The sequence below is a fragment of the Streptomyces sp. Y309 genome (assembly GCF_056712025.1).
The window spans coordinates 722,393-739,187 of sequence record NZ_CM160048.1; the positions used below are offsets into that span (position 1 = coordinate 722,393).

Consider the following 16,795-nt stretch of genomic DNA (forward strand, 5'->3'; position numbering starts at 1 on the left):
ACACCGGTCAGAGTTTGCCGAATTCCTTGTCGATGAGATCGAACATGGAATCCGCACTTGCCGATTCGATGTCGACGACACCCGAAGACTCCGACCCGAACTCGGTGCCCGTATCGCTTCCCCATTGCTTGAGCAGCTCCTGGAGTCGCTGGGTCACATGGGCTCGTACCGTCTCGTCGTCGATTGTTTCGAATCGTTCGGCCATCTTGCCGATGTCCCGGCTGAAGGATGTGACGACGTCCTCGCGGCTCGGCATGAGCTGGGTGGACAGGTATTTCGCCAGTGCACCCGGTGTGGGGTAGTCGAAAATGGTGGTCGGCGGCAGCGGGAGCCCGACCATCGTGCCGAGCCGGTTTCGCAGTTCCAGGGCAGTGAGCGAGTTGAATCCCTGGTCCAGGAATCCACGGTCGAGGGCCACCGCACCGGGGGTGTTGTGGTTGAGCACTGTCGCTGCCTCTTCACGGACCAGTTGCTGCAGTGACTGTTCCCGCTCCTGATCGGTCATGGCCGCGAGGCGGTCCTTGAGCGTGCTGCCGCCCGACGGGACCGCCTTGCGTCCCCCCGCCGCCGGCGGCATCGCCTGCTTGCGCGCATATTTCTTGAGGAGCGGCGTGATGGGCGCGGTGCTGCTGTCCGTGAGGTTTCGGGTGTCCAGGCGGACCGGCAGCAGTACCGGCTCGTCGAGTGCGAGTGCGGTGTCGAAAGCCGTCAGGGCGTCGGAGGTGGACAGCGGAGCGATACCGGTACGGGCCAGGCGCAGCAGGTCCGCCTGATCCAGTTGTTTGCTGATGTCGCTGCGTTCCTCCCACAGGCCCCAGGCGAGCGACAACGCGGGGAATCCCGCCGCCAGGCGCTGTTGCATCAGTGCGTCGACACCGGCGTTGGCGGCCGCGTAGTTCGCCTGCCCCGCGTTTCCCCACCACCCTGCGGCGGACGAGCAGGTCACAAACCATTCGAGATCCAGGCCGCGCGTCAGCTCGTCGAGACAGGCCACGGAATCGGCCTTCGCCCGCAGCACCTTGTCGACATCATCCGGTGTGAGTGCGTGGACGACCGCGTCCTCCACGACACCGGCAGCGTGGATCACTCCACGCAAGGGAAATTCGCGCGGCACCCGCGCGAGAACTCCCGCCAACTGGTCCCGCTCGGCGGCGTCACACGCTTCGACGGTGACCAGAGCGCCCAGTTCACGCAATTCCGCCGCCAAAGCTGCTGTACCGGCTGCCTGCTCGCCTCGGCGGCTGAGCAGCACGACGTGGCCCACTCCGTGAACGGCCACGGCGTGCCGCGCCAGTGCCGAGCCCACGACCCCGCCCGCCCCCGTCACCAGCAGCGAAGCGGCACTCCACCGGTCCTCCGCCTGAGTACGCGGGGCGCCTCGCGCGTCGTTCCGCGTGTCGGCGGTGCCTGCTCGTACGAGGCGCGGCACGTGGAGTTCGCCGGCGCGTACGGCGATCTGCGGTTCCTGCGAGCGCATCGCCGCAGCCACCGCCGCGACCGACGCCGGATCTTCGTCGAGATCCACCAACTGAAAGATCCCCGGATGCTCTGTCTGGGCCGATCGCACCAGACCCCATATCGCGGCCTGCACGGGGTCTACGTCCTCGCCCTGCCCGGCCGCCACTGCCCCGCGTGTCACCAGCACCAACCGCGCACCGGCCGGGTGTTCACCTGCCGACCACGACTGCACCGCCCGTAGTGCCGTACCCAGACCGGCCCGCATCCGCTCCGGCAGTGGTCCACCGGCAATTGCACCTGTCGGTGGCTCTTCGGCCGCCACGCCCGTGCCGGACAGCTCCCCGGCCAGTCCGCCTCCGGCCATCACCACACACCGGCTCTCCGGCTCCATGGCGTCAACTGCCGTGGATTCCTGGGGCTCCCACACCACCCGGAACAGGACGTCCCGGCCGGCCGACACCGCCGCTCGCAGCCGCTCGCCCGGAACCGGTCGCAACACCACCGTCTCGGCGGCGACCACCGGATCACCGGCCGCGTCCCACGCCGACAACGACACCGTGTCCGCGTCGACAGCCGTCAGCCTCACCCGCAGCTCGGAAGCACCGACCGCACGGACCGTCACACCGGAGAAGGCGGACGGCAGCCGCACTCCCCCATCGGCACGAGGCGGCACGTCACCCGCGAACGCCGCGTGCAGAAGGGCCTCGAACAGCGCCGGGTGCACCAGATACCGGTCCGCCTGATCAGCCGCTTCCTGGGGCAGGCGCACCTCCGCGAAGACCTCGCCGTCGTGCGCGCCGCGCCAGACGGCCTCAAGACCGCGGAAGGCCGGGCCGTACTCGAGGCCGCCGGCCGCCAGCCGCTCATGGACGCCGGCCGGCTCGACGGGCACCGCTCCAACAGGAGGCCAGCTCTCCAGCCGCTCATCCGGGACGGTCGGCACCGGAGCCAGCACACCCGAGGCATGCCGTTCCCACTCGTCCTCACCCGCACGCCGGGCCAGCAACTCCAGGCATCGCCGGTCGGGCGTGCCGCCCGCTCCCACCCGGACCTGGACATCCACCGCGCCGTCGGGCGGGATGACCAACGGCGCGTGCAGGAGCAGTTCGTCCAGTCGCGGGAAGCCGACCCGCACACCTGCACGGAACGCCATCTCCGCCAGCCCGGTGCCGGGAACCACGACTGCCCCGCCGACCCGGCAGTCCGCGATCCAGGGCACGCTTCCGGCGGACAGCCGTCCCGTCAGCACGGCGCCGTCGTCCAGGGGCAGAGCGGCGCCGAGCATCGGGTGGTCCACCGGCTCCAGGCCCGCTGACTCCACATCGCCGGCAGGGGACCCCTGCTCCAGCCAGTACCGCTCGTGCTGGAAGGCATAGGTGGGCAGTTCGGTGCGGCGTGCGCCCGATCCGGCGTAGAAGGCGTGCCAGTCGACGGCAGCGCCCGCCGCGTGCAGTTGCCCGAGTGCCAGACTCAGCGTCATCCGCTCGGAGCGGTCCCGCCGTCCTGTCGGCACGACCAACTGGCCCGTCGTCTCAGGGCAGTTCTGGGCCATGGCGGTCAGCACACCGTCGGGTCCCAGCTCCACGAAGCAAGTGACGCCCTGCTCCCGGAGGTACCGCACACCGTCGGCGAACCGCACGGTCCCGCTGATGTGCCGCACCCAGTGATCCGCCGATCCCAGCTCCTCCACCGGGAGCGGTGTCCCGGTCAGATTCGATACGACCGGGACAGCGGGCTCGGAATAGGTCAGCCCCTCGGCCGTGTGCCGGAAGGCGTCGAGCATCGGGTGCATCAAGGGCGAGTGGAACGCGTGGCTCACCGAAAGCCGCCGCGTCTTCCGCCCCCGCGCCTCCCAGCGCCGCGCCAGTTCGCGTACGACACCTTCGTCGCCCGACAGCACCACGCCATCAGGGCCGTTGACGGCTGCGATGCCGACCCGGTCGGTGAGCATCGGCCGTACCTCGTCCTCGGCGGCCTGCACCGCCACCATCGCACCGCCGTCGGGCAACTCGTCCATCAGCCGACCACGAGCAGCCACCAGGGCGGCCGCGTCCGGCAGGGAGAACACACCGGCGACATGCGCGGCCGCCAACTCGCCGATCGAGTGGCCGGTCACGAAGTCCGGCCGAACGCCCCAGGACTCCAGCAGACGGAACAGCGCCACTTCGAAGGCGAACAACGCGGCCTGGGTGTGGACCGTACGCTCCAGCAGGGCGGCGTCCTCACCCCAGATCACCTCGCGCAGCGACCGGTCCACGTATCGGCCGAGACGCTGGTCCAACTCCGCCACCACAGCGTCGAATTCACGGGCGAAGACAGGGAACTCGTCGTACAGTTCCCGCCCCATGCCGAGCCACTGAGCTCCTTGGCCGGTAAACATGAACGCGATCCGGCCGCCGGAACGGGCCTGCCCCCGCACCAGGTTGACCGCGGCACGGCCATCGGCCAGGGCCGCCAGACCGCCCAGCAGCTCCTCGTGATCCCCTCCGGCCACCACGGCGTAGTGCTCCAGGGCGGCCCGCCCGGTCGCCAACGAGTACCCGACGTCTTCCGGCCTGGTCCCGGGCTGCTGCTCGTTCAGGTGAGCCAGCAGTCGGCCCGCTTGCGCCTCCAGTGCCTCGGGCGTGTGGCCACTGACCACCCACGGCACGACTCCCGAACGCGCGGGGCCCTCGCCCTCCTGCGGAACCTCTTGCTCCTCCGGGGCCTGCTCCAGGACGACATGCGCATTGGTCCCGCTGATCCCGAACGACGACACCGCAGCCCGCCGCGCCCGGCCCACCTCCGGCCAGGGCTGCGTCTCGGTCAGCAACTCGGCCTCGCCCGAAGCCCAGTCCACGTGCGGGGAACGCTCCTCGGCATGCAGCGTCTTGGGCAGCACTCCCTCCCGTAGCGCCATCACCATCTTGATGACACCCGCCACCCCGGCCGCCGCCTGCGCATGCCCGATGTTCGACTTCAACGAGCCCAGCCACACAGGCCGTTCACGACCCTGGCCGTACGTCGCGAGCAGCGCCTGCGCCTCGATCGGATCCCCGAGCTTCGTCCCCGTCCCGTGCGCCTCCACCACATCCACATCCGACGGACGCAGACCAGCCGCCGCCAACGCCTGCCGGATCACCCGCTGCTGCGCCGGGCCATTCGGCGCCGTCAGCCCGTTCGACGCCCCGTCCTGATTCACCGCCGAACCCTGCACCACCGCCAACACCCGATGCCCGTTGCGCCGCGCGTCCGACAGGCGCTCCACCACGAGCATGCCCACGCCCTCGGCCCAGGCGGTGCCGTCGGCGTCGGCCGAGAACGCCTTGCACCGCCCGTCCGCCGCAAGGCCCCGCTGCCGGCTGAACTCCACAAACATCGAAGGCGTGGCCATCACCGTCACGCCACCCGCCAACGCCAGCGAGCACTCCCCGCTCCGCAATGCCTGCGCCGCCAGGTGAAGGGCCACCAGCGACGACGAACACGCCGTATCCACCGACACCGCAGGGCCCTCAAGCCCCAGCGCATACGACACCCGACCCGACACCACACTGCCCGCGCTGCCGGTCAGCATGTGGCCGGCCAGGTTCTCCGGGGTTTCGCGGAGTTGACGGGCGTAGTCGCCGGCCATGGCCCCGACGAAGACGCCGCTGCGGCTTCCCCGGAGCGAGTGCGGATCGATGCCTGCCGCCTCCAGCGCCTCCCACGAGGTCTCGAGGAGCAGCCGCTGCTGCGGATCCATCGCCAACGCCTCACGCGGCGAAATACCGAAGAACGCAGCATCGAAGTCACCGGCGTCGTACAAGAAACCGCCCTGGTGGTCCAGGGTGTCCCAGCCGCGGTCGGCCGGATGGTCCCCTATCGCGTCGGCGCCTTCGGCGACAAAGCGCCACAGGTTCTGTGGTGACCGTATTCCTCCGGGAAGGCGGCAGCTCATTCCGACGATGGCGATGGGGTCATCGGAGAGAAGTGAAGCCACTTCCGATACCGCTTCTGCGCCTGCCGCCTCTACGCCAGTCGCTTCTGCGTCTTCGTGGACGGAGCTCCCGCCACTCGTCAGCTGTGCCTGGATTTCCGTCGCGAGCGCGGCGGGCGTCGGATGGTCGAAGGCCACACTCGTCGGCAGGTTCAGAGACGTGACGGCATTCAGACGACGACGAAGTTCCACGGCCCTGACGGAGTCGAAACCGAGGTCCTTGAAGGTTCGGTTGGTGTCCACCTCGTCAGGCGATACGTGGCGCAGCACCACGGCCGCCTGGGTGCGGACAAGATCGAGTACGGAGACATCAGGCTGCTCACCCTGGACGGACCGGCCGGCCATGGCCGGAGTGACATGGCCGAAGCGGTGGTGGCGCTGGTGCTGGAATGCGTAAGTGGGCAGGTCCGCGGGGGTGTTCGGGGTCCCGGTGACGGCGCTCCAGTCGACGTCCGCGCCACGGACGAAGACCTCGGCGGCCGATGCCAGGACACGCTCCAGCCCACCCTCTTCCCGGCGCAGCGTTCCGGTGGCCACCACGTCGGGCACGCCCATCTCCGCGGCGGTCTCCTCGACGCCGACGGTCAGCACCGGGTGAGCGCTGCACTCGACGAAGAACCGGAACCCCTCCTCCAGCAGCCCGCGCACCGCCTCGTCGAACCGCACCGGCCGACGCTCGTTCTGCACCCAGTACCCGGTGTCCAGCCGACTGCCGTCCACCCAGGCGCCCTCTACCGTCGAGTACATCGGCACTCTCCCGGCCCTTGGAGACACTCCGGCCAGCTCGCGCTCCAGCCGCTCGACGACCCGTTCCACCTGCACCGAGTGCGAGGCGTAGTCCACCGGGATCCGTCTTGCCCGTACCTCCTCGGCCTCGCAGGTGGCCATCAGTTCGTCCAGCGCCCGCACTTCACCGGACACCACCACCGACGCAGGCCCGTTGACCCCTGCCACGGACACCCGCTCACCCAGCGACGCACACCACGAGCGCACCTGATCCACCCGCGCCGCCACCGACACCATGCCGCCCCGGCCGCTCAGCTCGCGGACCACCTGGCTGCGCAGTGCCATCACGCGTGCGCCGTCCTCCAACGACAGCGCACCGGAGAACACCGCGGCAGCGTTCTCCCCCATGGAATGCCCCACCACGGCACCGGGACGCACTCCCAGCGACTCCCACACCGCGGCCAGTGCCACCATCACCGCCCACGAGGCGGGCTGAACCACATCCACCCGCTCCAACGACGCAGACCCCGCCACCCCGTTCAGCACGTCGGTCAATGACCAGTCCACGAACGGCGCCAGCGCCCGCGCACACTCATCGATCCGCGCGGCAAAGACCGGCGAGGACGCGTACAAGTCACGCCCCATCCCGACCCACTGCGACCCCTGCCCCGGAAACACCAACGCGACCTTGCCCGCCACGGAGGCCGCACCCGAGATCACACCGGCACCCGGCACACCCCGCTCCACCTCGCCCAAGCCGGCGAGCAGAGCCTCCCGGTCGCTGCCCAGCACCACCGCACGGTGCTCGAACACCGACCGCGACAAGGCCAACGTCCCCGCGACACCCCGCACATCCACACCTTCGGAATCCCGCACCCACCCCGCCAACCGGCCCGCCTGCCCCCGCAACGCCTGCGCACTGCACCCACTGATCACCCACGGCAGGACGCCCGAACCGTCCACACCGTCCGCGGGGACCACGGCCTCCGTGACGCCGATGACGGCAGTGCCGTCGTCGAGGCGGGCGGTGTCCCAGGAGTCGGACACGTTCACGGGCGTCCTCACTTTCCGTCAGTCTCGAGGAGAGAGCGGCTGCCGCGCACAGCTCCTCCGAGGTGCGGGGTCGGCTGTCTGCCGGTGAGCGGGCGTCGTCCGGCCGATCACGCCTGCTTCCGGGTTCTGGCGACTGCCTCGATACCGACGGAGCACACGGTTCCGGGCAGCTCGTCCGCCACTCTGGCGAGGCCCGCTCGCAGAGACCTCGCACGTCGGCAGAGCCCCTGGTGGCTGAGGTTGTCGGCGATGCCGGTGAAGTACGCCTGGTGCGCTGACGTGACCGCCGCGCCCGCCCGTCACCTCCGCGCTGTCGTCCCGACGGGGTGGGGTTCGCCTGAGCGCAGGTGTTCCCTCAGCCACTGCTCGGTGTTGCTCACGTGCAGCAGTGAGGCGGCCTGGCTGAGGGCGGCGTCACGGGTGAACAGCGCGTTGAAGATCGCCGCGTGCTCGGCGAGAGTGCGGCCCGCGGCCTTGTCGTCGACCAGACCGCGCCAGATGCGGGCGCGCAGGGTGCGGCCGGAGATCCCTTCCAGGAGGGTGAGGAGGGACTCGTTGCCCGTGGCCGAGACGGTGCGTGGGTCGGGCGGCAAGAACAAGAATCGTCTGCTCATGCTGCCCACCGAGGTCTGCACCCCGGGCCGGCGGCTGATGGACAACCTGGCCATCACCATCAAGTCGCTGCGCGACACCTTCGTCGCCCAGGGCATCCCCGTCGTCCTCGGCGAGTACGGCCTGCTCGGCTACGACCACGGTCCCGGCGCGGTGGAACGCGGCGAGATGCTCAAGTACTTCGAGGCGCTCGGCCACGCGGCCCGCACCAACAAGGTCACCACCGTGCTGTGGGACAACGGCTCCTTCTACGACCGCGGCAAGCTGCGCTGGAAGGACGCGGGGCTGTTCCGCCAGATCAAGTCGAGCTGGACGACGCGCTCGGCGCATCCAGGTCCTCACCCACGACACCCCGGTGCAGTCGGCCACGACCGGGACGGCCTCGTCGTTCCGCATCCCCACACAGTTCCGGGGTGACGTGCTGGCGACGATGCGGGCCACCTACGCCGACGGCAGCAACGCCGGCCCGACCAGCTGGACCCCGTACCAGCAGTTCAACGCCGCCTTCGCACCGGACAACGCCAAGAAGGCCATCCGTCGGGAGGCACGGTGACCGGCACGACTGCCTGAGCCGAGGCCGGTGTCCGCCCGGGAGTGTCAGAATGACGGCTCGCAGGCGGTGTCGATCGGGTGGGTGGCGTACATGGCGTCGGTGAAGATCGCGCATATCGCCGAGTTGGCGGGCGTATCGGTGCCCACGGTGTCGCGGGTGCTCAATGGCCGACCAGGGGTGTCCGGCGAGACCCGGGCCCGAGTCCAGGAACTGATCAACGAGTACGGATACCGCAAGTCCGCGGACAACAAGCAGAGGTTCGTGGAGCTGATCTTCCGCGAGCTGAAGAGCATGTGGGTGGGGGAGATCATCCGCGGTGTCGAGGAGGTGGCCCGCAGGAACCGCGTCGGCGTCGTGGTCTCCAAGTTCGGCCTGCACGATGCCGACGCCTCGGTCGACGACACCGTGGGGCGACGCCCGTTGTGCGTGCTGTCGGTGTTCCAGCTCCCTGAAGCGGAGCGGGAGCGACTCAAGGCGCGGGGCATCCCCTACGTCGTCTTCGATCCGATGGACGACGTTCCCGACGGTGTTCCCTATGTCGGCGCCACCAACTTCAAGGGGGGCCAGTCCGCGACGCGCCACCCGATCTCCCTCGGCCACCGGCGCATTGCCATGATCGGCGGCCCCGATCACGCGTTCTGCCTGGCCCGGGCGGCGGGCTACCGGTCCGCTCTCGAGGCGGCCGGACTCCCCGTGGACCCGGATCTGACGGTCCATGCCCAGCTCACGCGCGAGGGCGGCCAGGCCGCGGCACGCACCCTGCTCGGCCGGCCTGATCGGCCCACCGCGATCGTCACCGCGAACGACATGCAGGCACTCGGTGTCTACCAGGCGGCCCGCGAGGCCGGGCTGCGCATACCACAGGACCTGAGTGTGGTCGGCTTCGACGACATGCCGGTCGCGGTCTGGGCCGATCCCCCGCTGACGACGGTGCACCAGCCGTTTAGCGAAATGGCCGCCTCCGCCACCGAGTTGGCCCTCGCGCTCGGCCGCGGCGAAAGGGTGCCGCAGCACGGCCTGGAGGTCGCCACGAAACTCGTGGTCCGCCAGAGCACGGCCCCGCCGAAGGCCTGAGCGCGGCTCCGCCGGCGAACTGAGGGCGGTGTCCGGCGCGACCCAGGTGTGCCCTGGTGTGCCCTGGTGCCCTCCAAGTCGCCTGCTCATCACAGGTGTTGGAACTTTCACGCAAGACTTTCGGGCAAAGGGCCGAAAATATCGCGCGCAAGGCGTTGACCGGACCCTGTCAAGCGCCCACTATTCCTACGTCCGGACATCCGGCTGCCGTTCGAGATATCGACCAAGCCTCGGGCTGGTCCGGCTCAGGCCCTGCAGTCGGCCAATCCGGCTTCACCGCATGCGCACCAGTCGAGCCGTCATGGAGTTGCCCATGCCCTTAACTCATCGCCTCCGCCCCCGCCCCCGCCCCCGTCGCCGCCAGGCCTACGCAGCCCTGCTCATCGCCCTGCTGGCGGCCTTCTACGCCGTGCCCGCCGAGGGAGCGACACCGGCGGGCGCCCCCCGGCAGGACCTGCCAGGCAGTTTCCGGTGGTCGTCCACTGGACCGGTGATCTCACCGCAGCAGGACGGCAGTAACTCCGTCGCCGTCAAGGACCCGTCGGTGGTTCAGGACAAGAACGGCAAGTGGCACGTCTTCATGACCACCGCCGCGCGTGGCTCCGGCGACTGGAGCCTGGCCCAGACCAGCTTCTCCGACTGGTCCCAGGCCGCCGGTGCGAAGCAGACCCACCTGGAGACCGCCTCCAAGATCGGCCCCGGCTACCGTGCCGCCCCGCACGCCTTCTACTTCGCCCCCAAGGACGAGTGGTACCTCGTCTACCAGACTGGCCTGCCGTCGTACTCCACCACCAAGAACATCAACGACCCGACCAGCTGGTCCGCGCCGAAGAACCTCATGAGCAGCATGCCCGACATCGTCCGGGAGAACATCGGCAACGGAAACTGGCTCGACTTCTACGTGATCTGCGACGACGCGAAGTGCTACCTGTTCTCCGCGGACGACAACGGCCACGTGTACCGGTCCGAGACCACCGTCGCCAACTTCCCGAACGGCTTCGGCAACACCCAGATCGTGCTCCAGGACTCCAAGTTCGCCCTGTTCGAAGGGGGCGCGGTGTACCGCGTCAAGGGCACCGACACCTACCTGCTGATCTGGGAGGCCATCGGCGGCGACGGCAACCGGTACTACCGCTCCTTCACCTCCAAGGGCCTGACCGGCAGCTGGCAGCCGCTCGCCGCCACCGAGGCCAACCCCTTCGCCCGCTCCACCAACGTCACCTTCCCCGGCGGCGCCTGGACGAAGAACATCAGCCACGGCGAGCTGATCCGCGCCGCCAACGACCAGACCATGACCATCGACCCCTGCCGGCTCCGGCTTCTCTACCAGGGCCGGGACCCCAACTCCGGTGGCGAGTACTCGCAGTTGCCCTACCGGCTCGGCCTGGCCACCCAGGCCAACTCCACCTGCTGAGACCTCCCTGTCCCCCACGCAAGGAGTCACTCATGTCGTTGAGTCGACGTGCCTTCCTCGGCCTGACCGCGGCCGCGACAGCGGGTCTGAGCACCCCCCTGCTCAGCTCCACACTGCACCACGCCTCCGCTTCCGAACTGTCGGCGCCCGCCGCGCAGTTCGCCATCGGGGTGCGCCAGTTCAACTGGAGCCGCGGTGCCCGCTCGCTGTTCACCAAGGTCTTCTACCCCACCCCCGGCGCACCCGGCGGGGCGCCCGTTCCCAACGCCCCTCTCGCCGACGGCGTGTTCCCCGTCGCCGAGTGGAGCCACGGCATGGGCGGCAACTCCGACTCCTACGCCTCGCAGACCCGCGCGATGGCGTCCGCCGGCTTCATCTGCCCCGCCCCCTCGTTCTCCGACAACACCAACCTCGGCTCCGTCTACGGAGGCGAATGGTCGAAGGACGTCTCCGAGGTCATCACCCGGACCCTGGCGCTGGGCGACGCCGCGGGCGGCCCCTTCGCCGGGCACATCGACACCGCGGCCGGCGTCGGCGTCTCCGGGCACTCGATGGGTGGCATGACCACCCACGGCCTGGTGACCGCCTGGCCCGACGACCGCATCGTCGCCGCGGTCCCGGTCGCCTGCGTGGACATGGGCAGCCCCGCCGCCTCGGTCGGTGCGGGCGTGCTGTTCATCCACGGCGACAGGGACCCGACCTGCGACTACGCGCTTGCCCGGCGGGCGTACGGGGAACTGCGCGCGCCCAAGGCGTTCCTCACCCACCTCGGCGCGGACCACGCCGCGTACCTGAATCCGGGGTTCCCCACCTTCGGCCGGACCCAGAACACCCTCGTGGACTGGCTCCGCTGGCGTCTGTACGACGACACCGCCGCCCGCGACCGCCTCCCCGCCGACGCCACCGGCGACGGCACCCGCTGGGAAGCCGCCCTGGCCTGACGGCCGACGACCGTCGATTCCAGGCCCCGCACTGCCCCGCCCCCCCACCAGAGAGGGACACGCAATGACCGACGGATCCTCCAGCAGGCGCGCCCCGCGACGCGCCTCGCGACGCACCCGGTCGGCGATCACCGTCGCGGCGACCGGCGCCATGGCGGCAGTGGCCGTCCTGGCGTTCCCACCCACCGCTCAGGCCGCCGACACCCTCGGCGGCGCGGCCGCCCAGAGCGGCCGGTACTTCGGCGCCGCGGTCGCCCCCCACCTCGGCGAGGCGGACTACGAGTCCACTCTCAACCGGGAGTTCTCCAGCGTCGTCGCCGAGAACGCGATGAAGTGGGACGCCACCGAGCCGAACCCGAACCAGTTCAACTTCAGGGGTGGCGACGAACTCGTCGCCTACGCCCAGCAGCGCGGCAAGTCCGTACGCGGCCACACCCTGGTCTGGCACGCCCAGCAGCCCGGCTGGGTACAGGGACTGACCGGCGACGCCCTGCGCCAGGCGATGCGCAACCACATCTCCAAGGTCGCCGGCCACTACGCGGGCAAGATCGACTCCTGGGACGTGGTCAACGAGGCGTTCGAATGGGACGGCAGCCGACGTCAGTCCAACCTCCAGCGGCAGCTCGGCAACGGCTGGATCGAGGACGCCTTCCGCACCGCGAAGGCAGCCGACCCCAAGGCCAAGCTCTGCTACAACGACTACGGCACCGACGGCATCAACGCCAAGAGCGATGCCATCTACCGGATGGTCCAGGACTTCCGCGCCCGGGGCGTACCGATCGACTGCGTCGGCTTCCAGAGCCACCTGGCCTCGAACTCCAACCTCAGCACCTACCGGCAGAACCTCCAGCGCTTCGCCGACCTCGGCGTGCACGTGCAGATCACCGAGCTCGACGTCGGCGGCTCCGGCTCGGCACAGGCCAATGTGTACCGTCAGGTCACCCAGGCGTGCGTGGCCGTCGCCCGGTGCAACGGGATCACCGTGTGGGGCGTCACCGACAAGTACTCCTGGCGCGCCCAGGAAACGCCGCTGCTCTTCAACGGCACCTATCAGAAGAAGGAGGCGTACGGCGCGGTCCTCGCGGCGCTGAACAGCGCGGCGAGCTGAAGCCGGCCGGGGCCCGGCAGCCGCTCGGCCGGGCCCCGCGTCCGTACGCGACGTGTGGCCGTTCGTGGTCCGCAGGCATGGCGTCCCCTTCCGGTAGAGGAGCCCCGATGTCCAGACGATCAGGCAGCCGCCTGCTCCGCCTCCTCGCGGCGGCCGCGTTGACGGTCACCGCTTCCGTGACGGCCTCCGCGCACTCCACCGCCTCGGCCGCGCCCGGTAGTCCGGCGCTCACCCCACCGTTGGGCTGGAACAGCTTCGGGTGCGGGATCACCGAGGCTCAGGTTCGCCAGGCCGCCGACGCGATGGTGTCCTCGGGAATGCGGGACGCGGGCTACGAGTACGTGGTGGTCGACGACTGCTGGTTCGCCCCGCAGCGGGACGCGGCTGGCAAGCTGCTGGCCAATCCGCGCGCTTGACGCCGATCCAGGCGGAGGAGTCACGCAGCAGCGCGAGTCCTGCACGGTCGCCGTCGCCGGTCATGTGTGACGCGGGTGGTGATGGTCAACGGGCCGGCCATGGACTGGCGGTTCTTCATGGGCCACCGATTCGGCCTCTTCAACCACGCCACGCAGGCGCTCGGCAGTGCGGTCCGCGTCCTGCGGTTCGAGCCGTCAACGCCCTGACACCGTCCCACGGGACCTCGTAGGGAGCGCTCCCATCACTCCCAACGCTCCTGCCCTTCCCCGCCGTCCTTCCGACGTATCCCTGTCAGAAACCCGAGTCCGAAAACCGACTCAGAAACCCGAGTCAGAAACCCGAGGTAACGTCATGCACCGCAGACTGCTCGCCCTGCTGGCCGCGCTCTCCTCGCTGCCGCTGGCGCTCGCCACCGCACCGTCCGCCCACGCGGCCGACCCGACGACCATGACCAACGGGTTCTACGTGGACCCCGACTCCAGCGCGAAGCGGTGGGTCGCCGCCAACCCCGGTGACGGCCGCGCGCCCGCGATCAACGACTCCATCGCCAACATCCCGACGGCCCGCTGGTTCGGCCCCTGGAGCGGCCCCATCGGCACCGCCACCGGCGCGTACGCGGGCGCCGCGGACGCCCGGGACAAGCTGCCCCTCCTGGTCGCCTACAACATCTTCAACCGCGACTACTGCGGCGGGCACTCCGGGGGCGGAGCCTCCTCGCCGTCCGCCTACGCGAACTGGATCGCCCAGTTCGCGGGCGGGATAGCCCACCGCCCGGCCCTCGTCGTCCTCGAACCGGACTCCCTCGGGGACTACGGCTGCATGACCCAGGACCAGATCGACGAACGCGAGGCCATGCTCACCGGCGCGCTCGCCGAGTTCAACCGCCAGGCTCCGAACGCCTGGGTCTATCTCGACGCCGGCAACCCGGCCTGGGCGAGCGCGGCGACCATGGCCCGGCGCCTCCACGAAGCCGGCGTCCGACAGGCCCACGGCTTCTCCCTCAACGTCTCCAACTACCTGACCACGGCCGAGAACACCGCCTACGGCAACGCCGTCAACAGTGAACTGCGCGCCCGGTACGGCTACACCAAGCCGTTCGTCGTGGACACCAGCCGCAACGGCAACGGCTCCAACGGCCAGTGGTGCAACCCCGCGGGCCGCCGCATCGGCGCCCCCACCCAGCTGGGCGGAGGCGCCGAAATGCTGCTGTGGATCAAGGTTCCCGGCGAGTCCGACGGCGACTGCGGCGTCGGAACCGGCTCCTCGGCCGGACAGTTCCTCCCCGAGGTCGCCTATAAGATGATCTACGGCTGGACGAGGCGTTGAACCAGGCGCTCCAGTAGCCGACCGCGGGGGCGGAGGCGACCTTCGGAGCGTCGGGTTACTCCGCCCCCGCTGCTCCCCCTGGAGAGGGCGTCAACGGGGCCTGGGCACCGCCCAGTTGCCCGTGCCGGGACGCCTCGGATTGTCGGTGCCGGCGGCCCAGAGAACTCCCATTGCCACAGGTCACAAGGCACGTCTTCGCCGCCAAGGCGGCCGTGGGCAGTCAGCGGTCCGTGGACCCGGCATCAAAGCTTGCGCACAAATTGCACACATCCCCTCTTCATCTTGGCCACGATGGTCTAGATTGACCGTGCTTCAGCCGCTCGGGCACGGAGCGTCCAATGACGGTGGAGCCCGCGAGGGGGGCCTTGGGTGCGGGGAGCACCCGAGGCATCGACGGGTTCCCCGCACCTCGAAAGTCCGGCAGGACATGCAAGTCCGCTGCCGCCGGGGTGGGTTGTTCAGCAGCACCAGGGTGGGTTGTTCAAGTAGCGCTGAAATAGCCGGGATGTCATGCGCGGGAGGCGGGGGCCTCCCTGGGGGAGAAACAGCGCGGCGCGGGGGGCGAGGGCCTCCCGAGGGGAGGAACAGCGCGGCGCGGGAGGCGGGGGCCTCCCGAGGAACAGTGTTGGGCGAACACGTCGAACCACTGGCGACCTGGGGGGTCCTGTGCAGCAGGGGGAATTAGTCGACCCGTTTCCGTCGGCACGCGGGCGTCTGGCGAACGGGGCAATCAGCCGGCCCGCGATCGACTGGGAGCAGCGGTACCGCCGTACCGTGATCACCAGCGATACCGTGGCGACCGCCTTCGTGGTGGCGGCGATCGGCATCTTCTTCGGGGCCCGGGACGCGGCCAACTGGCACGAGAAGTGGGGAATTCTCGCGTTCGGCACCGAGCTGCTCGTGCTGGGAGCGCTTGCCGTGAACCGGTCGTGGGTTCCGGCCGTGCTCGGCCAGGGCGCCGAGGAATTCCGCCGGCTCGGACGCTCACTGTTCACCGCGGCCGTCGTACTGGCGCTCGGCGGGATCGCCCTCACCTCGCGCAACATCAAGCTCTGGATCTTCGTCGCGATCCCCGCGATCGCGATCGTCACCATGACCGAGCGGTATCTGCTGCGTCTCCGGCTGCACAAACAGCGCAAGGAAGGACGGTGCCTGCGCCCGGTGCTCGCTGCCGGGAGCCCGGCCACCGTACGCGACCTGATCACCCGGGCCCGCAAGTTCCCGCACCTCGGCTGGCGGGTGGACGCGGTGTGCACGACGGACGGTCTCGGGCTCGACGGTGACCAACTGGACGGAGTGCCGGTCGTCGGCCGGCTGGCGGACGTCGCGGGCCACGTCCGCCGCGACGGCTACCGCGTCGTCGCCGTCACACCGGACCCGCACTGGTCACCGGACCGGCTGCAGCGGCTCGCCTGGAACCTCGAAGGCAGCGATGCCGAGATGGTCGTGGCCCCCGTCCTCATGGAGGTGGCAGGACCGCGGCTGCACGTCGACGCGGTGCTCGGGATCCCGCTGCTTCGGGTCAGCATGCCGACCTTCACCGGGGGCCGCCGGGCGGTGAAAGAGGTCGTCGACCGGATGGGCGCGGCGATCCTGCTGCTGCTGTTCGCGCCGCTGATGGTGCTCGTCGGGCTGCTCGTGCTGGTGGACAGCCGGGGTGGGGTGTTCTACCGCCAGCGCAGGGTCGGCAAGGAGGGCCGCGAGTTCACCATCTTCAAGTTCCGCACCATGGTCGCCGGGGCCGACGGGGCACGTGCCGAGCTGGCCGACCGCAACGAGGGCGCGGGCCTGCTGTTCAAGCTCCGCCGGGATCCGCGGGTGACCCGGGTGGGAGCGGTCCTTCGCCGGTACTCGCTCGACGAGCTCCCGCAGCTCTTCAACGTGCTCACCGGATCGATGTCGCTCGTCGGCCCGCGGCCTCCGTTGCCGGAGGAGTCCGCCGCGTACGGCCCGGACATCCGGCGGCGGCTGCTCGTCAAGCCGGGGCTCACCGGCCTGTGGCAGATCAGCGGGCGCAGCGACCTGCCGTGGGAGGAGGCGGTCCGCCTCGACCTGCGGTACGTGGAGGACTGGTCGCTCGCCCTGGACACCGTGATCTTGTGGAAGACGCTGCGTGCGGTGCTCCAGGGGCAGGGGGCCTACTGATGCGCGGGGGGCC

9 protein-coding genes and 3 pseudogenes are annotated in these 16,795 nt (G+C 70.0%); 10 read left to right on the top strand and 2 right to left on the bottom strand.

Annotated features, from left to right (window positions below):
• Positions 1–7: 7 nt before the first annotated feature.
• Together AC0KTA_RS02450 and AC0KTA_RS02455 are read right to left on the bottom strand one after the other, a co-directional pair.
• Positions 8–7,075 (bottom strand): annotated as a pseudogene (locus AC0KTA_RS02450) (SDR family NAD(P)-dependent oxidoreductase); the annotation flags it as partial.
• Between the two features lie 416 nt (positions 7,076–7,491).
• Positions 7,492–7,764: pseudogene (locus tag AC0KTA_RS02455) on the bottom strand (FCD domain-containing protein); the annotation flags it as partial.
• 40 nt (positions 7,765–7,804) lie between these two features.
• Here AC0KTA_RS02455 and AC0KTA_RS02460 point away from each other — a divergent pair.
• The 10 genes and pseudogenes from AC0KTA_RS02460 to AC0KTA_RS02505 all read left to right on the top strand — a co-directional run bounded on the left by AC0KTA_RS02460 (position 7,805) and on the right by AC0KTA_RS02505 (position 16,782).
• Positions 7,805–8,221, top strand: a complete 417-nt coding sequence (locus tag AC0KTA_RS02460) for a hypothetical protein (RefSeq protein ID WP_481053405.1) — start codon at positions 7,805–7,807, stop codon at positions 8,219–8,221.
• A complete protein-coding gene (locus AC0KTA_RS02465) occupies positions 8,160–8,357 on the top strand; it encodes a hypothetical protein (protein WP_481053406.1) in 198 nt (65 codons plus the stop codon). The genes AC0KTA_RS02460 and AC0KTA_RS02465 overlap by 62 nt, the downstream gene beginning before the upstream one ends.
• 90 nt (positions 8,358–8,447) lie before the next feature.
• Positions 8,448–9,431, top strand: a complete 984-nt coding sequence (locus AC0KTA_RS02470) for a LacI family DNA-binding transcriptional regulator (RefSeq protein WP_481053407.1) — start codon at positions 8,448–8,450, stop codon at positions 9,429–9,431.
• 313 nt (positions 9,432–9,744) lie between these two features.
• A complete protein-coding gene (locus AC0KTA_RS02475) occupies positions 9,745–10,845 on the top strand; it encodes a glycoside hydrolase family 62 protein (RefSeq protein WP_481053408.1) in 1,101 nt (366 codons plus the stop codon).
• Between the two features lie 32 nt (positions 10,846–10,877).
• A complete protein-coding gene (locus AC0KTA_RS02480; protein WP_481053409.1) occupies positions 10,878–11,786 on the top strand; it encodes an alpha/beta hydrolase family protein in 909 nt (302 codons plus the stop codon).
• A gap of 64 nt (positions 11,787–11,850) precedes the next feature.
• The gene (locus AC0KTA_RS02485) at positions 11,851–12,894 is read left to right on the top strand and encodes an endo-1,4-beta-xylanase (RefSeq protein WP_481053410.1); all 1,044 of its coding nucleotides are present in this window, start codon (positions 11,851–11,853) and stop codon (positions 12,892–12,894) included.
• A 107-nt stretch (positions 12,895–13,001) separates the two neighbouring features.
• A pseudogene (locus AC0KTA_RS02490) lies at positions 13,002–13,301 on the top strand (alpha-galactosidase); the annotation flags it as partial.
• Between the two features lie 90 nt (positions 13,302–13,391).
• Positions 13,392–13,517 (top strand): hypothetical protein, encoded by a 126-nt coding sequence (locus AC0KTA_RS02495; protein WP_481053411.1) that lies wholly within the window; start codon positions 13,392–13,394, stop codon positions 13,515–13,517.
• 145 nt (positions 13,518–13,662) lie between these two features.
• Positions 13,663–14,637 carry a glycoside hydrolase family 6 protein gene (locus AC0KTA_RS02500; RefSeq protein ID WP_481053412.1) on the top strand — a complete coding sequence of 325 codons (975 nt, stop codon included), beginning with the start codon at positions 13,663–13,665 and terminating at the stop codon, positions 14,635–14,637.
• Positions 14,638–15,303: 666 nt separating this feature from the next.
• Positions 15,304–16,782 (top strand): sugar transferase, encoded by a 1,479-nt coding sequence (locus tag AC0KTA_RS02505; RefSeq protein ID WP_481053413.1) that lies wholly within the window; start codon positions 15,304–15,306, stop codon positions 16,780–16,782.
• Positions 16,783–16,795 lie beyond the last annotated feature (13 nt).